We start from the raw sequence: 25,852 nt of genomic DNA, 5'->3' as shown, positions 1-25,852 counted from the left end.
CTCTCGGTTAGTTAAATTACGCAGCTAACTGCATTTGGACAAAATCTAATGTTGGTTCAACATACCAATCAGGACGCTGACAACTAAAATCAATTTCAACAAGTTTCATTAACGGAATGATGTTATGGCGTTCGTGGGCTTTGAGGTTTTGCAACTGGGCTTTCGTTAGCCCGACAGCTAATAAGTCTTTTTCGTGTCGCCAGAACGTTTTTCTATCCATTTCTGACTGAGTTTCTAAATATCCATAAGTTAATAAGTTTTTATAAAAACCAAATAATCTATCTGCCTTCGCATAACTAATATTGCCCTTAGGTGTTACTGTGTAATACTGTTTTTTCAGTAATTTCTGAATATTGTCTCGGTTATATACATTCATTTTGCTTTCTCCAACCGCTTGGATAATATCGTTAAAGGCATCTTGCCATAGGTCTTTAATCAGGCTTTTTCCCTGTTTTTCATACTGTCTTTGATACTGGATTAAATCGCATAATTTGCGTGGAATACGGTATTTATCTAAATAACGTTGTTTTAGCCGAGCCTCAAAACGCACACATTGCTTGGAAAATTCAATTAAATTTGGATTGCTTAACACGTTTAGCACATTAAGAAGATTTTGTTTATTTGGCGTACGTTTTAATTCGGATTGGATTTCGGACAAACGTTTTTGCAACTCTGCCCCTTTTAAATAGACTTTAAGGACTCTATGCTCTGAACCACTGTTCCATTCTGCTGTTGTCTCATATTCTCGGTTATATCGCGTTTTCTTGGTTTGCCCTGCTCTCACATTTTGCAAAAAGCTAATCACCTGCTTTTGCATCATTTCAGACGGAATATGAGCTGAATAGGTGACATCAATCCAATCTATCATCGTATTTTCAGTGTCAGTCATTTCGTAGAGTTCTGGCAAGGCTTCACAAAAGGTTTTCAGCATCACAAAACAACAAACATCAAGATTGGTTGAACCAAAGACATTATGCCCTTGAAGTAATTTTGCGGGACTGGCTTTCAGCTCAATATAAGGCGGGGTTTTCATTCTATCGCTGCCGTTGAAGACTTTCATTGCTAACGAACCAAAATGACTAGGAATGGCTTCATAAGGGTGGGACAGTTCGGCAACATCAAGATCACCGTCAATCTCAAAGGTGACATTGCCTGCCCGTAGTTTAAGACCTGTTCTCTTGGCTATCTCTATCAGGGTTTCTTTCAAAAAAGAGGTTTCCCCGTCTTTGCAAACGAGGATATGCTCTGTTTTGAATGGAATTGATAGCTTCAAGAAGTCGATCACTTATGCCTCTATACCGCATGTGTACATACATCAAATAAAATATACAACTTTTACATACCGCATACAAGCATATTTACATACTTTGAGACAAAAAAAGTATAATAGGACATCAATTACAAACCAGATTTTGAGATAGAAATAATGAGAAAAGATACATCTGTTCGAGTTAATGAAATGAGAAGGAATAAGTTAGAAATGTTAGCTATTGAAATCAGTCATAAGAGCGGAAAACTAACTAAAATGAGTGATATAGTTAATCATCTATTGGATAACTACCTTCAAGAAGCAAAACAGGATTTACTTCATAATGCTGAAAATTCAGGTAAGGATAAAACCAAAAGTACATAATTATTAAAAATAAAGAAATAATTATTCACTCAAGACTGTAGCAATCATTTAAAGATTGATTAATTAATAAACGGATTTGTGTCATTTTGACACAAGAGTGGACTATTAAAGAGAGTCCACTTGGATGAAAGCCTAAATGGACTATGCAAAATTTTGCATTTTTGCATAAATCTTTATTCACTACATGGTAAACGGGAGACATCTTATGCCAAAATCAGATCACAAACATCATAACCAAAGCCAAGAACACGAACAAAATTACCAACTTAGAAAACACGGTCTAAGACAAACTAAAGAAAACAGGGATTTATTGGATAAAATAACACCCCCATATTCAAAGAATACTGATATGGACACATTAATTCAAAAAAACTTAAAAAAATTTGAAAAAGCCTAGGTGGAAAAATGAAAAAATTACTAATGATCTCTTTTGTGACTTTGTTTGTAGCCGCTTGTCAACAACCATCTTTTGAAAGAAAAGTTTTCAAATCATCTCCAACAAAAAAATTAGACGACACAAAATTTTGTGTTTATGAAGGTAAAGAATACTCTAAAGGTAGTGTTATCAAAGCAGAAGGTGTAAACCTAAAATGCGGTACTTATAGCAGTGATGTATTTGATAAAATGTTATCTTGGGGAAAATAGTTATTTGAACTTTAACGTCTAAAGAATTTTGGTTTAGGTTGATAGCGATATTTTCTAATAAACTCTTCTAAATCAACAGGAACTGATGAATTTGTCAGTTCCTTTAAAAACTCCCCCAAGTGTTCCATTTTCTCAAATCTTGCTTGAGTCTGTTCAGCAGTTTCCAATCTGTCAAAAACAAAACGAATTTCAACCGTATCATAGCTAAATCTTATATTATGCTCAGTTTGTTTGAGAAGTTTCACTGCCTCATAAAAATGTCTTGGTGTGATATGCTGAATGGTAATATTTGACATAAATTTAATAACTTAAAATTTCGCATAATAGCGGATTATGTGTAAATTCTTGCGCGGTGCTGCGCCATTATACCGCGCTGCAAATTGTAACATAATCCGAAAATCATTATGCGAAATTAGTTATCCGGTTAGCGGAAACTACGGATTAAATAAATCACACAGTTATGCACAAGTCACGGATACTAGCAAAACAAGACAAAATAAGGTTAGATAACACGTTGTAACGCGTAATTTTATAGAGTTATTGAATGGATAAGTTGAAATGTAAAGACAATGTAAAGGTAAAATAAGCTAAATCTATGTGATTACGCTACGTAAAATCTGGATAATTTTTTGGATAATTCTTCCCAGAAAAAATAACAAAAAAAGCACGTTTTTATTAAAACGTGCTCTTCTAAAAAATGTGACAACGTATCAGTTAACATAGTAGTTTTATACCATATTCATATACTTGTTGGAGCAAAGATAGTTTTTCAGGGTTATCTGAATGTTCCTCAGCTAAACGTTGTAAACTTGATTCAAAATCTACCGCACTTTTTTTAAGTTTATTCTGTCTGTATTTCTGCCATTTAATTTGTTCTGCGCGTGTGAGTGTTTTATAAAAATGACGTGCTCGATAATGGAATAATAATTCAGGGATACGTTTATCTTCAAAAGCTAAACCATGTTCAGCTAATTTTTCTGCAGGTAAACTGCGTAAAATAGACATATTATTTTTATCAGCATTGCTGAAAAAGCCATTGTATAGTTCAGTTTCTACATTATCATTCGATTCAAATTGACGTTCTTCATTAAAAATATCTGCCACTTTTTCACGAATATCAAAAGATGCTCGTAATTTTGCAAGATTATTCAAGCATAATTGTCGATCAATACCCAAGCGATTTGCTGTTTCTGGTAACAAGGTTTTGGCTGGCGCTAAAATAGGACATTTATTGATATGCACAAGCTTTAATGGAACAGATGAAACTTCCCTTTTTTCTAATTCCGATTTTTTGGTATATAAATCTGTCCGCAATTCATCCACACTTTTGGCTAATAAATTATCGATATCGCCAGTTAAATCACAAACAATGAGTGCATTTTGATTTGTTGGATGCCAAGCTAAAGGAGCAACCCAAGTGCAATTTCCACGATAATTCCCTAACATTCCAGAAACATGAACTAAAGGCGCCATTGCGCCTGTATCAACCAATTTTTCTATTTCTTTTTTACCTCGTTTTTCAAAGAAATATTGAAATAATTTAGGCTGTTTTTCTTTAATTAATTTCGCCATAGCAATAGTTGCATATACATCCGCCATTGCATCGTGTGCATTTTCATGCTCAATACCATTTGCTTTAGTGAGTTTTTCTAAGCGGAAACTTGGCATTCCATCATCGTCATAAGCCCAATTAATCCCTTCTGGACGCAAGGCATAACAAGCTCGCACTAAATCTAACAAATCCCAGCGTGAATTCCCGTTTTTCCAGCTGTATTCATAAGGATCAATAAAATTACGATAAAATGTATAACGCGTCATTTCATCATCGTAGCGAATATTGTTATAGCCCATGACACAAGTATTGGGTTGGGAAAATTCGGCTAAAATGTTTGTGGCAAATTCAGGCTCAGAAAGCCCCTTTTCATTACATTCTTGTGGTGTAATTCCTGTCACCATTACCGCTTCAGGAGCCGGTAAATAATCGTTGGTTTGTTTACAATAAAACATTATTGGTTCACCAATGATATTAAAATCAGCATCTGTGCGAATACCTGCGAATTGCGCAGGGCGATCTGTTGCTGGATTTACACCAAAACTTTCATAATCGTAAATAAAAAAGCTGAAATCTTTTGCCATGACTACTCTCTTTTACGCGATAATTTTATCTAAATAATATAGGCAGAAAATAGCCGATAAACTAAAAATAATACCTAGCCAATTTAGCTTACTGATTTTTTCTTTAAAAGCGAATGCGCCAGTTATCGTACCTAAGCAAATCACGCCAATATTCATCCCTGCAAAAACAAGCGTCGGATTTCCAGAAAAACTTTGATGCGCTTTTATGTAGAATAAAATATTAAAGAAATTCAATACACCTAAAACGATGCCACTAATGACACTTGATGCTGTCCATTGGGCGCGTTTTAAGAATAAATAGATAAACATAACGCAAGCTGCAAGCGAGAAAGAAATAAACAATGTTGCAGGAAATGCACCGCCGCTTTTCGCCACTTGTTTGAATAGAATATCAATAATGCCATACCCAAACCATACGCCGATTAATCCTAAAACACCTTTAAAATTCACCGCACTTTGCCCTTGATTTGGCTTAGTTAATAAACAAAATAAACCTATAAATGCTAATACAATACCAGTGATTTTAGATTGGCTTAGTGTTTCATGAAAAATTAAAAACGCGGATAAAATAGGAAGAAACAACGAAAGACGTTGTGCTGCATCTGAACGTACAATTCCAGCAAACTCTACCGCTTTTGACATAATAATAAATACGCTAGGTAACAATAAACCCAGTGCTAAAAAAATGGGTGAATTTTCGCTTTGTACGATGTAATCAGTAAATTCTAAACCTTTAAAATCAGGTTTGAGTAAAAAATAACTGAAAGTAATAGCGGTGATGTAGTTGAATGCGATAGCTTGTTCAATAATGATATTTTTTTTACGGGCTATTTTAAGCAAAACCGAAACCGCTACGCTGCAAAGAATGGCAAGAATAAGATTGTGCATTTAAATTCCTTATATAATTAAAGTGCGGTCAAAAATCTTAAAATTTTAACCGCACTTCCCTTCTATTTTTTATTCTGTCGCACCGAATCCGCGTAAACCAACAACATGTACGTGCTCTTGGTTACCTGCGATTTTACGCACGAGTTTATAGGTTGTACCTTTTTCCGGGCTAATGTTTTCTGGCGCCGCAATAAGCAACTGCATATCTAAACGTTCGCAAAGCTCGAATAAAGTAGAAATAGATTTACCGTCTAAACGCGCTGCTTCATCTAAGAACAACAAGCGACAAGGCACAATATCTTTACCTCGAATTCGACGGCTTTCTTCTTCCCAGCTTTGAACAACCATTAAGAGAATTGACATACCTGTACCGATAGCTTCACCAGTAGAAAGTGCGCCACTTTCTGCACGTAACCAACCATCAGCACCACGGAATACTTCTACTTCAAGTTCAAGATAATTACGGTAATCTAACAATTCTTCACCGATTGTTTGCGCTGTGCGTTGCCCCATATCAATATGTGGATTGATGCGTTGATAGAGCTTCGCCATGGCTTCAGAGAAGGTGATGCGGTTATCGTTGAATAAATCTTGATATTCATCTTGCTGACCAGAAAGCGCATCCAACAACATGGCATGGGTATCACGAATATTCACTACTAAACGAACAGATTTCACCTGACCAAACGCAATGTTTTGTAAACCTTGGTTGAGCATACGAATACGGTTTTGTTCACGCTGAATCGTTTTACGCATAATATTTGCAACACTTTCAGAACTGATTGCCAATTTTTTCTCACGGCCAGTTAATTCAGCCGTTAAACGAGAAAGCTCAATTTCCATTTGTTCAATGGCATCAATTGGATCATCCGTTTTAATGATGTCTTGGCGAATACGTTCACGTAGATGCTGATACACCGCAATAAAGAACCGCACTTTATTTTCAGGTTTGCGACTATCTTCTGACACTCTTAGGCTATCACGTAGATATTCATTATCCGCCACTGCTGTACGCAACGCACCTAATGCTTTATCCGACATTGAACGTAACTCATCTGCAGATAAATAAGCGAGCTCTCGGCGATTGAGGCGTTTTTCCATATCAGAGTTGCGGGATAAACGTAAAACCACACACCAACTCACTTTCGCGGCTACAACTAATTCACGTTGAGTTTTATAATCACGTTCGGTTTTACGAATAAGACGATTTAAGTTGTCCGCTTCGCTTTCAATTAATGTCAGTTGTTTTTCTACATAAGAACGACGCTGACGGCTTGTTGAAAGTTGTTGATGTAATTCATCACGACGGATACGTGCACGTTCTTCTGCACCATCATCAGCTCTTACACCAAGATCGCTAATCTCTCCAATCAATTCATTTAAGAGCTGATATTTACTATCGTAAGAACTTTGTAATTGAATCAATACGCGATTATATTCAGCAAATTGACTTTGTTTTTGACGAACTTGCTCACGTTGCGTATCTCGTTGTGCCTGCATTTGTTCTAAACGTTGGCGAAGTTTTTCGTTAAGTTCAGAAGTTTCAGCCTGCCCTGCATCTTCATAACCAAAATGCGGTTTACGTTGTACAACATCAGCTAACGCAAATACACGTTGTTGAACTTGTTTTTGACGCTCAATCGCTTGAGTTAATTCATTTTTTAATCCTTCGTAATTTTCTGGATCACTTTGTAAACTATTGGCTATAGGCTCTAATTGTGACAACGTTACGCCATGCTGACGAATAAAATATTCATCTTGCTCTGCAATATCTAATTGCTCACGACATTCTTCAATACGATCAATTAAATCTTCATCAGCTAATACATTTAGTTGTGGAATTAACTTGTTGAGTAACTGCAGTTTTTCTTTTGCATTATCTAATTGAATGCGTAATTGTTGTTCGCCGCTATTAAATTGGTTTAATTCACGATCAATTTCACTACGTTCTCGATTAATCTCAGACATTAGCTCTTCTGGATTTGGCTGGAACGCAAGCGCCAAATGCAACCCAACAAATTGGCTGAAATGTTCGTGTAAACGTTGGCATTTTTGTACATCAAACGCAATTTGGGCATGTTGTTCTGCCACTTCATCACGTTCAATTTGTAATTCTTCTAAACGTTTTTCACGTGCTGCACGCCCCAATAACGGGATTTCAGGGAATCTTGAATAGCGTAATTCACGCTCTGAAACTTGCACGACAACACCTAGCTCAAGTTCTTGTGCGGATAATACGCTGTCGTCAAATGCGGTAGGATCGCCTTCAATTAAATACAAATCGTCTGGGCAATCTTCTAATTGCGCAAGTTGTTCACGCACGGCATTGAGATCACGCACAACAATAGCATGACGTGCAGGCCCGTAAAGTGCGGAGAAATAAGGCGCATCTTCAATGGTTACATCATCGTAAAGCTCTGAAAGCAGTACACCACCAAAACGTTCTGCCAACATATTTAAACGCGGATCTTCTGAACCATCAGGCTGACTTAAACGAGAAATTTGTTCATCTAATTGCAAACGTTTTTGTTCAAGTTGATCACGTTGCATCGTGAGTTCACGCTCTTTCACAAGTTGTGATTGCATAAAATTCATCACATCTTGGCTATGTTCAAACGTCTCGCCACTTTGTTGTTCCAAACGTTCTAATGCAGCTTGAGCTGTCAGCCATGCTGGAGCTTTACGCGCATTTTCATCATAAAGTGCGGTTAAATTTTCACGTTTTTGACGAAGCGTAGAACGGTTTTCCACTTGTTCTGAAAGTTCAGCAGAAATATCTTCGATTAACGCTTCTTGCTCTGAGTGATAATCCTCTAATTCTTCTGCCGTTTGTAAACTTAAATTAGCACGTTGATTAAAATCATTAAGTAACTTGACCGCACTTTGTTGTTGTGCGTAACGTTGCTCAAGTTCATGTAATTTTGTGCGAAGTTGTGGCGTTTGTTGTGCCTGCAATTTTTGGCTTGGATATTCACGTAATAATTCTTTCGCACTTTCCCAGGCTGCAGAACGAGGCATTTCACCCGCAATTTTGCATACTAATTGGTACGCTTTATCGAACTGAGATTTTGCTACTTCAGAAATAGACATTTTATGCTCAAGCTCAAGTACGGTTTCCGTCAAACTTTCTGCATGGGCTTCAAACTCTGCGTGATAATCTTCTACATTTTTAACACTTAAATCTGCTAAACCACATAATGTTTTCGCTTTTTCAAGAGCTGCAATGGCTTGTTGATATTGAAGTGCGCGAGTTTGTTGGGCATCTAATGCTTGTTGATAATCTGCTAATTGAGCTCGTACAGCGTCAATTTCAATTTCGGTTTGTTCAAATTGGGCTTGGCTTTCTTCTAACGCATCATTCGCATCTTCAACCACCATTTTTTGTTCTTCTAAACGCTCGGTGAGTTCTGCAATATCATCTTGATAACGCGTGATTTTTTCTTGGTGACGCAAAGCATTTAACACTAAATTAAGATGATCAACCGCACTTTGGTGATCAACTTCTAAAGTGCGTTCATTTTCTGCCAATTCTGCCGCTTCTCGACTTAAATCAACTAAACGATGTTGAGATAAATTCTGCTCTGCCTTTGCTTTATACCACTCGCGACGAGATTCTAATGCAGCCTCAATATTGCCACGGCGTTCATTTGCATTACGCATATAGTCCGAAGCAACATAGTTGGTGGTTTCAGTAATTAAATGTTTGAATAAATCGCGATCTGATTGCGTGACCTTAATCGCCTCTAAAGTCATACGGTTCTCACGCAATGCACTTTCCATATCTTGGAAAGCTTTGCGCACACCTAAATTTTCTGGCAATAAATAATCACGTAAAGAACGTGTGATTGCACTGGAAATACCACCGTATAAAGACGCTTCGATAAGTTTATAGAATTTACTTCGGTCTGATGCTGATCGTAAACGTTTCGGAATAATACCTAAATCGAACATCATGCCGTGATAATCGGTGATGGAATGATATTGTTTAAATTGTGCACCGATATTTTCAATTTTATCTTTGAGTTCGTTTAAATTAAGTACGCGTGCTTGACGTTCGCCCACGGTTTCAGTGAAAAGTGCGGTTGGATTTTGAGATAATTCGACACCTTGAATTGAGAACGTTTTTAAATCAACTTTTTTATCACGACCCGCAATTTGTTGCAGACGCACACCAACAAGAATACGTTGATGGCGAGAATTAATGGTATCTAATACCGCGTAACAAACACCCGGACGCAATTTACCATGTAAACCTTTATCGCGAGAACCGCCTGTAGAACCAGCCTCTGTTGTATTACGGAAATGTAAAAGGGTCAAATCAGGAATTAATGCGGTCACAAACCCAGCCATTGTAGTTGATTTACCTGCACCGTTCCCCCCAGAAAGCGTGGTAACTAATTCGTCTAAATCGAAAGTACGCGCAAAAAAACCATTCCAGTTAATTAAGGTTAAAGAACGGAATTTACCACGCTCTACACCATTGTTTGCAGTTATGCTAAAAGGCATTGGTGCTTCAACAATTTCTTCGACGTTTTCATTTTCCATAATGACTTCATCGCTCTCTAATTCGATTTCATTTTCTAATTCAAAAACATCAGACATTATTCTTGTTCTCCGTCAAATTCTTCGTCAATTTCATCCGCACTTTCCGTATCGTTTTCCATTAATTGCGCTTGTTTTTCCAACGCTAAGGATTCTGGTGTTGCAGCTTCCCCATCACGAATGAGTCGAGCTTGAGCCTCTAATGGATCATCTCCGCTACGCACTTCTGCACCAAAACGAAATACAGATTCAGAAATCGTAAATTTCCCACTATTTTGTTCGCCAACAGTTTGAATCATACCTAAACGACGTAAACGACCAATTGCAGCCCGCACTTTTTCTGCCAATTTTTGTTTATCTAAGTCAGAACCACTTGAACGCTGATTAACTGCTTTTAATAATTTTCCTTCATCAGCAAGATTTAATAATTCATCATACACTTCTTGCGTACTAAAAATACCCTGTTGGGCTAAACGCTCTGGGCTTAAATAAAGATAACAAAGCACTTTACCAACAAGCATTTCCAACTCAGAAAGCACAGAACGCGCAATTAATGTCGTTGCTTTCGGACGAAGATAGAAAAATCCTTCTGGAGCACGAATTAGTTCCACGTTATAGCGACGATAAAATCCGTCTAATTCATTTTGGAAATCCATTAAAAATGCGTGATTATCTAAGTGCTCTGTGCTGATATGGCGACCTGAGCGCAATAGACTATCTACCGCTGGAAATATTGGATTTGCAATCGCCACAGCGAGTTTTGGGGAAATTACATCTTGAAGGTTGTCTGTCATAGGTTATTTCTCTATTAAAACTTTATTCAGTTACTTTCTTCGTTAATCATTATTGCCAAATCTCCCCTAGCCCCTCTTTGCTAAAAAGGCTTTGGGCACATTTAACAGAAGTAATTCCGTCGAAATTAGCTTTTAAATTATCTTAAAATCAATACTTATCAATCACATGCGCTTGCACTTCTGCGCCACGTTTATTAATTGCTTGCCAATTTGGATAAATACCCGATAAATCATCATTTGCCATACCAAGACGCACGGCTTGATCAACAATGATTCGAGCCACATCAAAATGACGAGAAAGTGGATAATTTTCCAGTTGTTCTTTTAACACTAAACTCAAATCAATCGGACGGTTATTTTCACGATAAGCAATCAGTAAGCCTTGCATATGCTCTACAATTTGATCGTGTAAATCTGAAAGGGATTCGTATTGCAATTCTTCTGGCAATTCACCTAAAGCATCATCTTCACGCAACACCATTTCTTCATCGCGCAGATCAACTAAACGCTCAGCTTGCGCGGTCCATAAGAACCAAGGATGATCAAAATAGTGATGAATAGAATTACGTAAACGTTGTGAGAACACGCGATTTTTATCCATATCAATAGCAGTACGAATAAATTTATGTACATGGCGGTCATAACCAATCCATAAATCGATGGCTTGTTGCCCCCAGCTAATAATTCGGTCAAGTTTAGATTGTAAATCGGTAATTAATTGATCGATAAAATACAAATCATCACGCCCGATCACACAATCTTGAATACGCAATAATTGCGCTTGAAGTTTATCCCCTGCCGCATTTAGCGTATCTTGCAATTCGCGCAAATTCCCAGATGTTTCATCTAATAAACGTTCACAGCTTGAAATCGCCGCTTGCCAATCTTTAGTAAGAAGCTCTGCAATTTCATCTTTAATACTTTGCTGGTTTTCATCCATAATGCGTTGTGAAAGATCGATGCTATCAAAAATCTCCGCAACGGAATATTTTAATGGCGCAAACACATTACGACGCCAATAATGTTCACTTTCATTATTCTCCACGCCTTCTTCTGCAGAATCAGAAGCGCGTTGAATTTCATCTGCCACAATCGAAAGTTGTACAGAAAGACGTAATGCGGAAAATTCACGCTGACGAATGTAATAATCCGACACGCCAACACCTAATGGCGTTAAACGATAAATCGCCAAGCCTTCAGTAAATTCGCTACTAAAACGGTTTAACAAACGTTGTTTCACTAATTCATTAATTGCATTATTCGCTCGTGTTGCAATGGCATCCGTAGATTGCTCAAAAGCATTCATCGTGTGGCGGAAAATATCCACAAGATCGGCTTCTAACATTTCGCCGTCTAAACGTTCGTTGTTATAAATTGCAATCGCTAGCAGGAAAACCAAGCGCTCGGTAGGTAAATTCAAAGAAAACTCGCGATCTTTTGCCCAAGAGACGAGTTCAGGAATAGTTTGGGATGTTTCAATCATTGAATTGCAAAGCGTTAAAATTGAACAAAAAATTGGAAAGATTATACAGGATTTTTTGCGGATCTTAAAAATCTTCTTTTGAATTGACCGCACTTTCCTATTTTTCATACAGGAGAAACACAAATATTACCTATTTATTGGCCACTCATTAAATCTATCAATAACTCATTTCTAAATTCATTGGAATAAGAAACGATTGTGAATTTACTTTTCATACTTTATTTTTTCGAACACATATAGACTGATACTTTGTAACCTATTAAAAAATAAAGATATTTATAGATTTCTAAAAATATAATACTTTAGATAATTCATTTCAGGAGATTTCTACTGTGAAAAGTGGTAGTTGGTAAAATAAAAGAAAGAAGTTAATTTTTCGAAAATCTTCAAAAAATATTGGAAATAAAAAATATTTGAGCGTTTTTGCACAGTTTTAGTTAATAAGATTTCCTATACTGATACCTCATGTACATCATCAGAAAAGGAAAAATCATGAAAAAAATGATCTCAACAGTATTTTGTTTGCTTATTGCTGGTACATCTTGTACAAACGCATCAGTTTTTAGCATTAATGTGCCAGATTTACCTGAACACGGATTTCACGCTAAAAACTTGTTAAGTGCCGATTATGATTTTGGTTGCGATGGAGGAAATCTGTCACCAGCAATATCTTGGGCGAATGCTCCGAAAGGGACGAAAAGTTTTGTAGTAACGATCTATGATAAAGATGCACCAACAGGCATTGGCTGGATGCATTGGATAGTTGTAAATATTCCTGCAAAAACGACCGCTCTTCCTGAAGGCATTAAAGCTGATGGTACTAATTTACCACAAGGTGCGCTGCAAACTCGCACTGATTTTGGCGCGCCAGTTTTTGGCGGAGCTTGTCCACCCGCAGGACAAAAACATCGTTACGAAATTAAAGTCACAGCAGTAAGTGTAGAAACCTTGCCAAATGTGACGGCAGATACAATGCCTGCTGTAGTCGGTTATTTTACTAAAGCTAATGCCATTGCCGAAGCTTCTATTATTGTGGAACATAGTCGTTAAACAGCACTCGATTGCCGAACCTCTAACGGAGAACAACCAAAATGTTGTTTAAATTTCACGGAAAAACGTGAATGACTTTCATAGCCAACTTCATAGGCGATTTGTGAAATTGGGCGTTGAGTGAGTTGTAACAAATTCAACGCTCTCATCATTCGAACTGTTGTTAATACTTCCCGAAACGATGTTTTTTCTGCAGAGAGATGACGGCGCAATGTAGCTTCACTGATATTTAACAATTTTGCAATGTCTCCAATTTTCCAGTGATACTCAAAATTTTCTGAAATTTTCTTACTAATTTGACACTTTAAGGATGGTGTAGAAAATGGATTAAATACACCACCCTGTTCCGACAACCAAGCTAGCAATTCCCACAAGCGAATTTCCACAATACGATCAGGAATTTCATCACTGGAAAGTGCTTTTGAAACAATCGAAAAAGCTTGCTGTATAAAAGGATGTGCAGGCAAGTGAAACAGGCTTTCAAAGGGTTTTGGCTCCGAAAGCAACCCAAAAAATCTCTCAACCACTGCATTATCAATAGATAACCAATCCGCTTGATATACACCTAGTTCATCAGGTTCATTAATCACATCAAAGCGTTGATTTCCTGCCAACATTACCATTTCACCAGCTTGGATAATTTTCTCTCCATTTATCCAACGTAAAATTTTCCGACCGCGCAGAACCCAAATAACGGTAGGTTGCGTAAAATAGGATTTATCTAGTTTCAATTTATGTCGTTGTATAATGGTACTTTTTTCAGCAAAATTAGGACGAATGGGCATAAAAATTCCTTGTAAAAGTGCGGTCATTTTAAGTAATTTTTTATGGGTATTCTAGATTATGCTAAACACTCTCCCAATTTCTAAATGAAGGAGCATTTAGAATAATCTGCTACCTATACAGATAAAATTATCGTTCAGTTATGTAATCAAATAGATGTAGAAGATTACAGAGAATCTAACTTGTTTATAGAATGTCATTATTGTCAGCTAAGATCTAATCTTCTACAGTTTAAGAACATATTACTCCTAAATTTTAGGAAAATGCGATCTTGATCTGATTTTTCACGTATAATGTGCGCCTTTCATGAATAACTAAAGATAACAGAATGAGCGAATTAACCCAGTTAGCCCAACAAGAAAAAAAACAAACCTATAATTTCAATAAATTACAAAAACGTCTTCGCCGCAACGTAGGTAATGCTATTGCAGATTTTGGAATGATCGAAGATGGCGATAAAGTCATGGTGTGTTTGTCCGGAGGAAAAGACAGTTATACGCTTCTCGATATTTTGTTGAATTTACGGCAAAGTGCGCCGATTAAATTTGATATTGTTGCGGTAAACCTTGATCAAAAACAACCGGGGTTTCCAGAACATGTATTGCCTGAATATTTAGAAAGCATTGGCGTAGATTACAAAATCGTACAAGAAAATACTTACGGAATTGTGAAAGAAAAAATTCCAGAAGGAAAAACCACTTGTTCACTCTGCTCTCGCCTACGTCGTGGAATTTTATACCGTACTGCCACAGAACTTGGTGCAACCAAAATTGCTTTAGGACACCACCGAGACGATATGTTAGCGACACTATTTTTAAATATGTTTTATGGCGGCAAAATGAAATCCATGCCACCTAAATTGATTTCTGACGATGGCAAACAAATTGTGATTCGTCCGCTTGCTTACTGCAAAGAAAAAGACATTGAAAAATATGCTATCGCGAAGGAATTTCCGATTATTCCTTGTAACCTATGTGGCTCACAACCAAATCTTCAACGCCAAGTGGTAAAAGAAATGCTTAATACTTGGGATCGCCAATATCCGGGACGCTTAGAAACTATGTTCAGCGCAATGCAAAACATTACATTGTCACATATGTGTGATCCAAAATTATTTGATTTCAAAGGAATCAAACATGGCCAACTAATTGATGGCATTGAAGGCGATACCGCATTTGATGAAGAACGAATCACGCCAATGCAATTTGAGGATGAAGATCAAACAGATTTTTCAAACAACGAAATGATTAACTTTAAAGAAGTAAATTAATATGTTGAATATCAATGGAATAGAAGTTAAAACTGATAAAGATGGTTATTTGCTTAATAGCCAACAATGGAACGAAGATGTCGCTCGTTCTATTGCGCAGTTAGAAAATATTGAATTAACAGATGCCCATTGGGAAGTGATTTACTTTGTACGAGACTTTTATCAAGAATATAACACCTCCCCAGCCATCCGTATGTTGGTAAAAGCAATGGCAGAAAAGCTTGGGGCAGATAAAGGTAATAGCCGTTATTTGCAACGCTTATTTCCTGAAGGCCCCGCAAAACAAGCTACAAAACTAGCAGGCTTGCCGAAACCTGCAAAATGCCTATAAAAGTGCGGTCAATTTTTTGAGAGTTTTAAACTCTAGGTTTATTTACGACTGGCTTTTTGTAAGATAATATATAGGCTCTTTCAAACCCCAACTAACAAGGAAATGTTATGAAAATTAGTGCAAGAAACCAATTAAAAGGTAAAGTTGTTTCAATCGAAAACGGTTCAGTAAACGCGATCGTTCACATTGATATCGGTGGCGGTAACGTACTTTCTTCTACTGTATCTTTAGCAGCAGTTAAAGAATTAAACTTAGAAGTTGGTAAAGAAGCGTACGCAATCATCAAAGCAACTTCTGTAATGGTTGGTGTGGAATAATTTCTTCCATAAAGATAGAACTTAATAAGCCGTACTTTTAAAGTGCGGCTTTTTCATATATTTATAATAATGACAAGATAGTTCTTTAAATTTCTATAATGCGATATATTCTAATTTAATTGCTGACAGCCCCAATAATAAAGATTCTGCCATGACTCGATGACTTAGTGTAAGTGCTTTTTCAACCATCACAACCCTTTCAATTTCACTTAATTTTTTATCATTTAAATAAGCAAAATTAAGCGCAGTTTGCAAAGCGGGTAAACTTGGGTTAAATGCAGCATTTTCCGCATAGCGTCCAGTTACGATATCTCCATCTTTAAATAAAATCGCAATACCGTGTGGACTATGCGAATAAGGACAATGGGATTGGTTAGCGGCTAAAATTGCATGATTTATAAGCGGATCTTGGGAGTCTGCTGCTAAATGATGCTCTTCTTTCGCTAAAAGATGTGTTTCGATATCTAAATCTTTAGGACCAAATGCATCAGGTAAATAAGTATGCAATAAATTATTTTGGCTATGTGGTAAGTGAATTGATAGTTTATCAGCGCTATCTAATTCATTCATAAATTGGCGGCAATGACCACAAGGCGTATAATTCACCACTATATCCGTAATTCGGCTTTCATTACGTAACCAGGCATGACTAATCGCACTTTGCTCCGCATGAATAGTTTGTTGAATCGCTTTTCCTGCAAATTCTTGATTGGCACCAAAATAAAAATCTCCTCGTTCACCAATCGCTATTGCACCAACATTAAAATGAGAAACTGCTGTATGGCTATAACAGGCCGCAATTGGTAATAAATGTATCGCAAGTTTTAATGGTGTTAATTCAAAATCACGACAAAGTTGTAACACTTGTGAGTGGCTTAAAAAGCCTGCCCAATGTTGTAAACGAAGTGCTTCTACAATCGCTTGATTCATTATATTTTCTTGTGGTAATGCATTTTTTATAAGTTCTTGCATAAATTATCCTTTTTAAAACATCGAAAATACATGTTACTTATTAGAACAAAATTTATTACTTACTGCGAGTGTCTCACTAAATATTCCTTAAAACTGTGATCTGGATCACTTAATTTGATAGATTTAAATTATTACATTTTATTAACATATAGCTAATAACTATCAATTTTATTGAATAGAACAATTTCACAGTATATTTTAGGGACGTATAATGACTCTCAACAAAGGGAGAGCATTAGCTCAAATTATTAACATTGATAGAAGGAAAATACTATGTCAAAAACATCAATAGGCTTAGATAAAGTTCAATCAGCTGAATTAGCAAATAAACTAAATGAATTACTTGCCACCTATCAAGTTTTCTACACAAATGTACGTGGCTACCACTGGAATATTAAAGGTGTAAATTTCTTCGAATTACATGCAAAATTTGAAGAAATTTATACCGATTTAATCACCAAAGTTGATGAAGTTGCAGAACGTATTCTTACATTAGGCTATGTACCGAATAATGCTTATAGCCAGTATTTAGAAATTTCACGCATTAAAGAAGATATCGCTGTAAGCGGTGCACAAGAATGTTTATCAGGTACATTACAAGGCCTAAAAACACTACTAGAACAACAACGTGAAATTCTTACTCTAGCAGGTGAAGCAGATGATGAAGGTACCGCTTCACAAATGAGTGATTACATTAAAGAACAAGAAAAATTAGTGTGGATGTTCCAAGCAGCTTGTCAAACCTGTCATGCTTAATTTATAAAGTTCTATCGAATAAGCCCGCCATTGCGGGCTTTTATTTTTTCTTCTTTATATACTAAAAAGTGCGGTGATTTACCGCACTTTTCTTCTTATTTTTTTCGTTCAACCCATTTTCCATTGGTGAAATCAACAATCCATTTCGTCGCTTTCCCATCTTTTTCAGAAGTCACATATTGTTTCTTCTCTTTACGACTAAAACGAACAATCGCTTCATTCCCTTCTGGGTCTTTTTGTGGGGCATCTGCTAAATAAGCTAATTTTTCAGGTAAACGCTCGCGATATTGCACTAGTTCAGCGATTTTAACTGGGCGTGTTTCGCGTGATTTCGGGAAGTTATGCGCTGACATAAATACACCACTCGCACCATCACGCAATACAAAATATGCATCAGATTTTTCGCATTTTAACTCAGGGAAATGTACTGGCTCTTCTTTTGGTGGGGCGACTTCGCCATTTTTCAAAATTTTGCGCGTGTTATCGCAATTTGTACATCCCATATACTTGCCAAAACGACCAAGTTTTAAATGCATATCCGCACCGCATTTATCACACTCAACAACAGGGCCATCATAGCCTTTAATTTTGAATGAACCTTCTTCAATCAAATATCCATCACAATTTGGATTATTACCACAAATATGGATCTTACGATGGGCATCGATTATATAGCTGTCCATTGCCGTTCCACATTTTGTACAACGTTTACGATCCATTAATGCTTTGGTTTCTGAAGATTCATCTAAAACATTCAATAATTCTGCTTCAGGAATTAAATTAATCGTCGTTTTGCACCGCTCTTTTGGCGGCAATGCATAACCCGTGCACCCTAAAAATACCCCTGTACTTGCCGTACGAATTGCCATTTTTCTACCACAGGTTGGGCATTTAATATCGGTTTCCACAAGGCTATTGGGGCGCATGCCGCCTTCAAGTTCATCCAATTCAGCTTTAGAAAGCTGGTTAGAAAAATCCTTAAAGAATTGATTCAATTCAGTTTTCCAATTCACTGAACCGGAGGCAATTTTATCTAAGGTATCTTCCATATTCGCGGTGAAATCGTAATTCATTAATTCACCAAAAGACTCATTGAGGCGATCAGTCACAATTTCGCCCATCTTTTCTGCATAGAAACGACGATTTTCAGTACGAACATAGCCACGTTCTTGGATAGTAGAAATAATTGCCGCATAAGTAGAAGGTCGGCCAATACCACGTTTTTCCAATTCTTTTACTAAAGCCGCTTCAGTAAAACGAGCTGGTGGTTTAGTAAAGTGTTGAGTGGGTTGGACTTCTTTTAAAGCAAGTTTTTCTGAAACAGTAACTAAAGGTAATTCTTGATCTTCAGGATTTTTGCCTATCTGTGGTAATACTTTTGTCCAACCATCAAAACGTAAAATTCTGCCTTTTGCTTTTAAGGTATAATCGCCAGCAGAAACAGTCAATGTACTACTATCATATTGTGCTGGCGGCATTTGACATGCTAAGAATTGACGCCAAATTAAATCATAAAGGCGTACCGCATCTTTTTCCATTCCCTCTAAAGATTCAGGCAATGCTCGAATGTCTGATGGACGAATAGCCTCATGCGCCTCTTGCGCATTTTCCTTACTAGAATAGAAATTTGGTTTTTCTGGTAAATATTGTGCACCAAAATGATTTTCAATATAGCTACGTGCCATATTAAGCGCATCTTGACTCAAATTGGTTGAATCCGTACGCATATAAGTAATGTAACCCGCTTCATATAAACGTTGGGCTAACATCATTGTCTTCTTAACACCAAATCCCAAGCGAGTACTTGCAGTTTGTTGAAGTGTTGACGTAATAAATGGCGCACGAGGACGAGAACTTGTCGGCTTAGTTTCCAAATCTGTGACAACGTAATCTGAAACATTAAGAAAATCTACCGCACTTTGTGCTTCTTTTTGATTTTTTGGATCAAATTTTTTACCTTTATAATCCGTGACATCTAAGCGTATAGCTTGTTTATTCTGATTATTCGTAAGGACGGCAACTTCCCAATATTCTTCAGGCTGGAAGGCTTTAATTTCACGCTCGCGTTCTACTAATAATTTAACCGCAACCGATTGAACTCGACCAGCAGAAAGCCCGCGCGCGACTTTTTTCCAAAGTAATGGCGACACCATAAAGCCCACTACTCTATCTAAAAAGCGACGAGTTTGTTGTGCATTAACGCGATCCATATTTAATTGTTCAGGCTTTTCAAAAGCCTGTTTAATGGCATTTTTAGTGATTTCGTTAAACACTACTCGGCTAAAGCGCTCATCATCGCCACCAATCACCTCGCGTAAATGCCATGCAATCGCTTCCCCTTCTCTATCCAAGTCGGTTGCGAGATAAATATGATCTGCTTTTTTAGCAAGCGATTTTAATTCGGAAACCACTTTTTCTTTACCAGGCAAAATCTGATAATTTGCTTTCCAATCGTGATAAGGATCAATTCCCATACGTTTAACTAAGGCATTACGTTCCTTTTCAGCCTTAATTTTTGCTTTTTCTTCGGCATCCATACCTTTGGTTGAAATTGGTTTAGCTTTTTCACCTGTACTAGAACCAACCGTCGGCAAATCACGAATATGTCCAACACTCGATTTCACCACATATTGGCTACCTAAATATTTATTAATGGTCTTTGCTTTTGCCGGCGACTCCACAATCACCAAGGATTTACTCATTTGATTACCTAATATCACTAGAATTTTGTAAAATTGGGGGTATAGTGCAAAGTTATGTAGGCAAAATCAAGCATTTTTTCAAAAAAGGTCTATAAATGGATAAACTCAACGCGATTTCTATTTTCTGCAAAGTCATTGAAACCCAAAGTTTTACATTGGCGGCAAAGCAACAAAATATTTCTGTGGCGATGGCAAGCAAATTAGTTTCACAGTTAGAAGAACATTTAAAAACACGATTGTTACAACGTACTACCAGAAAAATTATGCCTACTGAAGCGGGAATGATGTATTACCAACTCTGCCAAGGAATTTTACTTGATTTAGATGAGGCTGATTCTAGCATCACCCACCTTACCAGTTCATTACAAGGAAATTTACTCATTTCTGTTCCTCGGGATTTTGGTTTACTTTTCATCGTACCGAACTTACCGCAATTTATTGCTGAACATCCTAATCTACATGTTGAAATTGAGTTTAATGACAAAAAAATTGACCTTGTGGCAGAAGGCTATGATCTTGCATTACATATCGGCCATATGGCGGACAGTTCTCTTGTATCACGAAAAATCAGCACAAATACGCTACACTTTGTGGCATCACCAAACTATCTTGAAGCGAATGGTATTCCACAAACACCTGATGATTTGGAACATCACAATGGCTTACTTTATAAAAATGTAATGAATCAAGTGAATTGGGTTGGCTCACGCATAAATCAAACACAACGTTTCAAAATCCGACCCAAAGTGGTAAGCAATAGTGGTTTAGCCTTATTAGAAATGGCAAAAGCAGGACTAGGCATTGTGAATTTACCTAGATTTATTATTGGTCAATCTCTCGAAAAAGGTGAATTGATTGAAATATTACCAGAATATAAACAACAAAGATTAGAAATTCATGTGGTCTATCCGAACAGAAGACATTTACCGATAAAAGTGCGGGCATTTATTGAATTTTTATCTGGATTAGGTTTGTGTAATGAGATCTAATTAAATATATAGTAGGCAAATATTACTTGTCCTACGTACTAAAATAACGTCCAAACTGGGGTGACTTCATCCATTAAGGTTAAATTTTTTCCTAATTCAATCCATCCGCAAGGAAAATGAAAATCAGACCCTACTGAACCAACGAATTTAAATTCACCTGCTAATCGTGTAAGCATTTGACGCTGATCCTTTGTTGTACCGCAATCTGCCATTTCCATACCATCACCACCCCAGGTTTTAAAATCGGCCATTAACTTACGTACCCATTTCCCTGTCATATTATAGCGTAATGGATGGGCAATAACGGCGATGCCACCTGCCGCATGAATAGCTTCAATTGCAGTGGGAATATCAGTCCATTGTGATTTAACAAAAGCAGATTGTCCCTGTCCTAAATAACGCTTAAAGGCTTGTCCATCATTTGATACTTTACCAATATGTACTAAATAGCGTGCATAATGTGCGCGTGTGACCTCTCCATTGGCGAATAATTTTGCACCGTTATAAGCATTCGGTATACCTACCTTTTCTAATTTTGTACCAATTTCAATTGCCCTTTTAGCACGTAGTATTTTTTGACTTTCCAAAAGTGCGGTAATTTTTGGATGCATTTTATTAAAATTTAACCCAACGATATGAATTCCGCGCCCCTCCCAGTTGGTTGAAATCTCAACGCCTGTAATTAGCTTGATCCCTATTTCTTTTGCCGCTAATTGTGCCTCATCAATACCATCAACTGTATCATGATCGCATAATGCTAGTACATTTACGCCTTGTTCATGAGCACGTAGAACTACTTCACGAGGTGAAAGTACACCATCAGATGCCGTACTATGGCAATGTAAATCAAATATTTTTGTCATTATTTTATGTTTCTTATTAATTCCGCAACCAATTTAGGACCATGATAAATTAGCCCCGAATAAATCTGCAGTAATGTTGCCCCAACGTTCATTTTAGCTTGTGCATCTGATACGCTATCAATACCACCACAACCAATAATAGGGATACGCCCTTGTAATTCTTCATGTAATCGTTTGATAATAGCTGTACTTTTATATTGTAAGGGTTTTCCGCTTAATCCACCTTCTTGTTCTGAATATTTTAATCCAGTGACATTGTCACGGGAAGTGGTCGTATTTGTGGCAATCACCCCATCGATTTTATGACGGATTAACCCATCTGCAATTTGGACAAGTTCAGCATCACTCAAATCTGGTGCAATTTTCACTACAACAGGTACGTACTTATTATATTGTTTAGCTAAGACTGATTGGCGAGATTTAATCTCTTTTAATAAATCATCAAAATAATCACCATATTGTAATTGACGTAAATCTGGCGTATTAGGTGATGAAATATTCACTGTAATATAACCTGCATAATTATAAGCTTTATTTAAACAGAAAATATAATCGTCCTTGCCTCTTTCCAATGGGGTCCATTTATTTTTGCCAATATTAATGCCTATTACTCCCTTATAATGGGTGCTTTTTACATTTTCAATCAGATAATCAATACCTTTATTATTAAATCCATTATGGTTAATGATACCCTCAGCTTCTATTAAACGAAATTGACGAGGCTTTGCGTTACCATCCTGAGCAAATGGTGTTACCGTACCAACTTCAATAAACCCCAGCCCCAGCATGCCGAAACCATCAATTGCCTCACCATTTTTATCCGCTCCTGCCGCCAAACCAATAAGATTAGAAAAATTTATTCCCATTACTGTTTTAGATAAACCTTTCGGCGTATCAATGAGTGATTTAAAAAGTGGATAAAATAATGGATGAGCAGTCATTTTTAAACACTGAAGCGTAAAATCATGGGCTTTTTCAGCATCCATTTGGAAAATGGCATATCGAAATAATTTATACATACGCGTTTATCTCTCAGGATAGTTTACTGTAATAAAGAAAGGAGGATTTTTATACTTAATCAAGTGTATTTTAAGGTTAAGGATAATAATCTGCAAATAAAAAGGGCATATCTCACTATGCCCTACATAAATTATCTAGTATTAGATTGAACGTTTAACTTCAACCACTTCAAACACCTCGATTTGGTCGCCGACTTTCACGTCGTTGTAGTTTTTCACGCCGATACCACATTCCATACCGTTACGAACTTCAGATACGTCGTCTTTGAAACGGCGAAGAGACTCTAATTCCCCTTCAAAGATAACGACGTTGTCACGTAATACACGGATTGGGTTGTTACGTTTCACTATACCTTCGGTCACCATACAACCTGCGATTGCACCAAATTTCGGATGACGGAATACATCACGAACTTCAGCTAAACCAATAATTTCTTGTTTAAATTCAGGCTCTAACATACCACTCATTGCTGCTTTAATTTCATTCAACAATTCATAGATGATTGAGTAGTAGCGTAAATCAATGTTTTCAGCTTCAATGACACGACGCGCAGATGCATCAGCACGAACGTTAAAGCCAACAATAATGGCATTAGATGCTGCCGCTAAAGTTGCATCAGTTTCAGTAATACCACCTACACCAGAGCCAACCACTTTAACTTTTACTTCATTGGTAGAAAGTTCATTTAACGCTTGAACAATCGCCTCTACAGAGCCTTGTACGTCCGCTTTCACAATGACGTTCAATTCAGCCACATCGCCTTCAGACATATTGCTAAACATATTTTCAAGTTTCGCTTTTTGCTGACGAGCTAATTTCACTTCACGGAATTTACCTTGACGATATAACGCCACTTCACGTGCTTTTTTCTCATCACGTACAACGGTTGCTTCATCACCCGCTGCTGGCACACCTGAAAGACCTAATAATTCAACTGGAATTGAAGGACCTGCTTCATCAACTTCTTTTCCGTTTTCATCACGCATTGCGCGCACACGGCCGTATTCAAAACCACAAAGTACGATGTCACCTTTATGTAATGTACCTGATTGAACCAAGATAGTTGCCACAGGGCCACGACCTTTATCCAAGTAAGATTCAATGACTACACCACTTGCCATGCCGTCTTTTACAGCGGTCAATTCAAGTACTTCAGATTGAAGTAGGATTGCATCTAATAACTCATCAACTCCTGTACCTTTCTTCGCAGATACTGGAACGAATTGCACATCACCACCGAATTTTTCAGAAATTACATCATGTTGTAATAATTCTTGCTCAACACGGTCTGGATTGGCTTCTGGTTTATCGATTTTATTTACTGCAACCACTAAAGGCGCGCCCGCTGCTTTTGCGTGTTGAATCGCTTCAATAGTTTGAGGCATCACACCATCATCAGCAGCAACAACAAGAACAACAATATCTGTTGCTTTTGCACCACGCGCACGCATAGATGTAAATGCAGCGTGTCCTGGAGTATCCAAGAAGGTGATCATTTTGCCATCATCCATTTCTACGTGATACGCACCGATATGTTGGGTAATACCACCCGCTTCGCCTGCTGCCACTTTCGCTTTACGAATATAGTCAAGTAAAGAAGTTTTACCATGGTCAACGTGACCCATGATGGTTACAACTGGCGCACGCGTTACTTTTTCTGCGTTTACATCGCGATCGCCTAATACCGCTTCTTCAAGCTCATTTTCATTACGAAGAATCACTTTATGGCCAAGTTCTTCCGCTACTAATTGAGCGGTTTCTTGATCGATAACTTGGTTGATAGTAACCATTTCGCCCATCTTCATCATTGTTTTAATGATTTCAGTTGCTTTTACAGCCATCTTGTTCGCTAATTCAGCAACAGTAATGGTTTCACCAATGACAACATCCGCTTTTACAGCTTGAACTGGTTTAGTAAAGGCTTGTTGAAGTGCGGCACCTTTTTTGCCGTTTTTACCTTTACCAAACTTAGCGTCTTTTTGATTTTTACGATTAGATTCGCGCTCGTTTTTCGAGTTTTTGCTATTTTCATCGTCGCGACCGCCTTTTTTCGCTTTCGCTACTTTATTTTTGCCACGGCCACGATTTTCGTTACGACGATCTTCTTCATCTTCTGCTTCAAGTGCATATCTTGAACTTAAGTTGTAATCAGAATAGTCTTCTGAAGAAGATTCATTGTCTGAATCATCTGCTTCAGCATAACGTTTTGCTTCCTCTGCTGCACGGAGAGCTTGTTCTTCAGCTTTTTGACGAGCTAATTCTTCAGCTTTACGACGAAGTTCAGCTTCTTCTGCTTTACGTTTCTCTTTTTCAGGATCAACAGATTTAGCTTTAGAATCTACCGCACTTTTTGCTGGCTTAGCTATTTCTGCTTTCGCTTTTTCAGCTTTTGCTTTTTCATCAGCTTCTTTCTTAGCTGCTGCTTTTTCAGCTTCTAAACGAGCTTTTTCTTCTGCCGCTTTTTGTTCAGCAATTTTTTTCGCTTCCGCTTCTTGCTGTGCTTTTAATTTTGCTTCTTCTTGTTGAGCAATATCAGTTTTTACTGTGCGTTTTTTACGTACTTCTACTTGCACTTCTTTGCTTTTACCACCAGTTGTGGTGCTGCTCACTGTTGTTTTTGTTCTGCGTTGAATGCTTAATTTTTTTGGCGCATCAGCCTTAACATCTTCAGTCATTAC

General features: G+C 37.3%; 22 protein-coding genes. 9 read left to right on the top strand and 13 right to left on the bottom strand.

The window, feature by feature from the left end; translation table 11 throughout:
- Nucleotides 1-16 precede the first annotated feature (16 nt).
- Complete coding sequence (locus tag KP710_RS00840; RefSeq protein WP_032803972.1) at nucleotides 17-1,285, bottom strand: phage/plasmid replication protein, II/X family; 1,269 nt, start codon at nucleotides 1,283-1,285, stop codon at nucleotides 17-19.
- Between the two features lie 195 nt (nucleotides 1,286-1,480).
- On the opposite strand from KP710_RS00840, the gene KP710_RS00835 reads away from it, so the two are divergent.
- From KP710_RS00835 to KP710_RS00825, 3 genes are all read left to right on the top strand, one after another.
- On the top strand, nucleotides 1,481-1,633 hold the full coding sequence (locus KP710_RS00835) for a hypothetical protein (protein ID WP_005697569.1): 153 nt from the start codon (nucleotides 1,481-1,483) through the stop codon (nucleotides 1,631-1,633).
- A gap of 205 nt (nucleotides 1,634-1,838) precedes the next feature.
- The gene (locus KP710_RS00830; RefSeq protein ID WP_032803977.1) at nucleotides 1,839-2,030 is read left to right on the top strand and encodes a hypothetical protein; all 192 of its coding nucleotides are present in this window, start codon (nucleotides 1,839-1,841) and stop codon (nucleotides 2,028-2,030) included.
- Between the two features lie 8 nt (nucleotides 2,031-2,038).
- Nucleotides 2,039-2,278 (top strand): DUF1496 domain-containing protein, encoded by a 240-nt coding sequence (locus KP710_RS00825; RefSeq protein WP_215770845.1) that lies wholly within the window; start codon nucleotides 2,039-2,041, stop codon nucleotides 2,276-2,278.
- An 11-nt stretch (nucleotides 2,279-2,289) separates the two neighbouring features.
- Here the strand turns inward: KP710_RS00825 and KP710_RS00820 are convergent, their stop codons facing one another.
- The 6 genes from KP710_RS00820 to mukF form a co-directional block, all read right to left on the bottom strand.
- The gene (locus KP710_RS00820) at nucleotides 2,290-2,574 is read right to left on the bottom strand and encodes a hypothetical protein (RefSeq protein ID WP_049363486.1); all 285 of its coding nucleotides are present in this window, start codon (nucleotides 2,572-2,574) and stop codon (nucleotides 2,290-2,292) included.
- 418 nt (nucleotides 2,575-2,992) lie between these two features.
- Nucleotides 2,993-4,414 carry an exodeoxyribonuclease I gene (sbcB, locus tag KP710_RS00815; RefSeq protein ID WP_111407418.1) on the bottom strand — a complete coding sequence of 474 codons (1,422 nt, stop codon included), beginning with the start codon at nucleotides 4,412-4,414 and terminating at the stop codon, nucleotides 2,993-2,995.
- Between the two features lie 12 nt (nucleotides 4,415-4,426).
- Nucleotides 4,427-5,302: a DMT family transporter gene (locus tag KP710_RS00810; protein ID WP_111407419.1), complete on the bottom strand. Its 876-nt coding sequence runs from the start codon at nucleotides 5,300-5,302 to the stop codon at nucleotides 4,427-4,429.
- A gap of 69 nt (nucleotides 5,303-5,371) precedes the next feature.
- Complete coding sequence (gene mukB / locus KP710_RS00805) at nucleotides 5,372-9,904, bottom strand: chromosome partition protein MukB (protein WP_111407420.1); 4,533 nt, start codon at nucleotides 9,902-9,904, stop codon at nucleotides 5,372-5,374.
- Entirely contained in the window at nucleotides 9,904-10,638 is a 735-nt protein-coding gene (gene mukE / locus KP710_RS00800) for a chromosome partition protein MukE (RefSeq protein WP_005637804.1), read from the bottom strand. The genes mukB and mukE overlap by 1 nt, the downstream gene beginning before the upstream one ends.
- Nucleotides 10,639-10,786: 148 nt before the next feature.
- Nucleotides 10,787-12,121 (bottom strand): chromosome partition protein MukF, encoded by a 1,335-nt coding sequence (gene mukF, locus KP710_RS00795; RefSeq protein WP_111407421.1) that lies wholly within the window; start codon nucleotides 12,119-12,121, stop codon nucleotides 10,787-10,789.
- A gap of 492 nt (nucleotides 12,122-12,613) precedes the next feature.
- Between mukF and KP710_RS00790 the strand changes: the two genes are divergently transcribed.
- Nucleotides 12,614-13,171: a YbhB/YbcL family Raf kinase inhibitor-like protein gene (locus tag KP710_RS00790; protein WP_215770844.1), complete on the top strand. Its 558-nt coding sequence runs from the start codon at nucleotides 12,614-12,616 to the stop codon at nucleotides 13,169-13,171.
- Here KP710_RS00790 and KP710_RS00785 read toward each other — a convergent pair.
- The gene (locus KP710_RS00785; RefSeq protein ID WP_243583117.1) at nucleotides 13,168-13,956 is read right to left on the bottom strand and encodes a helix-turn-helix transcriptional regulator; all 789 of its coding nucleotides are present in this window, start codon (nucleotides 13,954-13,956) and stop codon (nucleotides 13,168-13,170) included. The two genes, KP710_RS00790 and KP710_RS00785, sit on opposite strands and share 4 nt — an antisense overlap.
- 326 nt (nucleotides 13,957-14,282) lie before the next feature.
- On the opposite strand from KP710_RS00785, the gene ttcA reads away from it, so the two are divergent.
- The 3 genes from ttcA (at nucleotide 14,283) to KP710_RS00770 (ending at nucleotide 15,872) form a co-directional block, all read left to right on the top strand.
- Nucleotides 14,283-15,224, top strand: a complete 942-nt coding sequence (ttcA, locus tag KP710_RS00780; RefSeq protein WP_111407424.1) for a tRNA 2-thiocytidine(32) synthetase TtcA — start codon at nucleotides 14,283-14,285, stop codon at nucleotides 15,222-15,224.
- A 1-nt stretch (nucleotide 15,225) separates the two neighbouring features.
- Nucleotides 15,226-15,555, top strand: a complete 330-nt coding sequence (locus KP710_RS00775) for a TusE/DsrC/DsvC family sulfur relay protein (RefSeq protein WP_111407425.1) — start codon at nucleotides 15,226-15,228, stop codon at nucleotides 15,553-15,555.
- 107 nt (nucleotides 15,556-15,662) lie between these two features.
- The gene (locus KP710_RS00770) at nucleotides 15,663-15,872 is read left to right on the top strand and encodes a TOBE domain-containing protein (RefSeq protein WP_005631673.1); all 210 of its coding nucleotides are present in this window, start codon (nucleotides 15,663-15,665) and stop codon (nucleotides 15,870-15,872) included.
- A 93-nt stretch (nucleotides 15,873-15,965) separates the two neighbouring features.
- Here the strand turns inward: KP710_RS00770 and cdd are convergent, their stop codons facing one another.
- Complete coding sequence (gene cdd, locus KP710_RS00765; RefSeq protein WP_111407426.1) at nucleotides 15,966-16,844, bottom strand: cytidine deaminase; 879 nt, start codon at nucleotides 16,842-16,844, stop codon at nucleotides 15,966-15,968.
- A 273-nt stretch (nucleotides 16,845-17,117) separates the two neighbouring features.
- On the opposite strand from cdd, the gene KP710_RS00760 reads away from it, so the two are divergent.
- The gene (locus KP710_RS00760; protein WP_111407427.1) at nucleotides 17,118-17,600 is read left to right on the top strand and encodes a Dps family protein; all 483 of its coding nucleotides are present in this window, start codon (nucleotides 17,118-17,120) and stop codon (nucleotides 17,598-17,600) included.
- A gap of 95 nt (nucleotides 17,601-17,695) precedes the next feature.
- Here the strand turns inward: KP710_RS00760 and topA are convergent, their stop codons facing one another.
- Nucleotides 17,696-20,302 carry a type I DNA topoisomerase gene (gene topA, locus KP710_RS00755; RefSeq protein WP_111407428.1) on the bottom strand — a complete coding sequence of 869 codons (2,607 nt, stop codon included), beginning with the start codon at nucleotides 20,300-20,302 and terminating at the stop codon, nucleotides 17,696-17,698.
- Between the two features lie 95 nt (nucleotides 20,303-20,397).
- Between topA and KP710_RS00750 the strand changes: the two genes are divergently transcribed.
- Nucleotides 20,398-21,291: a LysR family transcriptional regulator gene (locus tag KP710_RS00750; RefSeq protein WP_111407429.1), complete on the top strand. Its 894-nt coding sequence runs from the start codon at nucleotides 20,398-20,400 to the stop codon at nucleotides 21,289-21,291.
- A 38-nt stretch (nucleotides 21,292-21,329) separates the two neighbouring features.
- Here the strand turns inward: KP710_RS00750 and KP710_RS00745 are convergent, their stop codons facing one another.
- From KP710_RS00745 to infB, 3 genes are all read right to left on the bottom strand, one after another.
- A complete protein-coding gene (locus tag KP710_RS00745) occupies nucleotides 21,330-22,154 on the bottom strand; it encodes a PHP domain-containing protein (protein WP_111407430.1) in 825 nt (274 codons plus the stop codon).
- Nucleotides 22,154-23,173 carry a quinone-dependent dihydroorotate dehydrogenase gene (gene pyrD, locus KP710_RS00740; protein WP_111407431.1) on the bottom strand — a complete coding sequence of 340 codons (1,020 nt, stop codon included), beginning with the start codon at nucleotides 23,171-23,173 and terminating at the stop codon, nucleotides 22,154-22,156. The genes KP710_RS00745 and pyrD overlap by 1 nt, the downstream gene beginning before the upstream one ends.
- A 141-nt stretch (nucleotides 23,174-23,314) precedes the next feature.
- The gene (gene infB / locus KP710_RS00735) at nucleotides 23,315-25,849 is read right to left on the bottom strand and encodes a translation initiation factor IF-2 (protein WP_111407432.1); all 2,535 of its coding nucleotides are present in this window, start codon (nucleotides 25,847-25,849) and stop codon (nucleotides 23,315-23,317) included.
- Nucleotides 25,850-25,852: the final 3 nt, after the last annotated feature.

This window comes from Haemophilus sp. SZY H35 (assembly GCF_018829705.1).
GTDB lineage: Bacteria > Pseudomonadota > Gammaproteobacteria > Enterobacterales > Pasteurellaceae > Haemophilus > Haemophilus haemolyticus_K.
The sequence above is the reverse complement of the archived record's forward strand: the minus strand, read 5'-3'. Positions and strand labels throughout refer to the sequence as shown.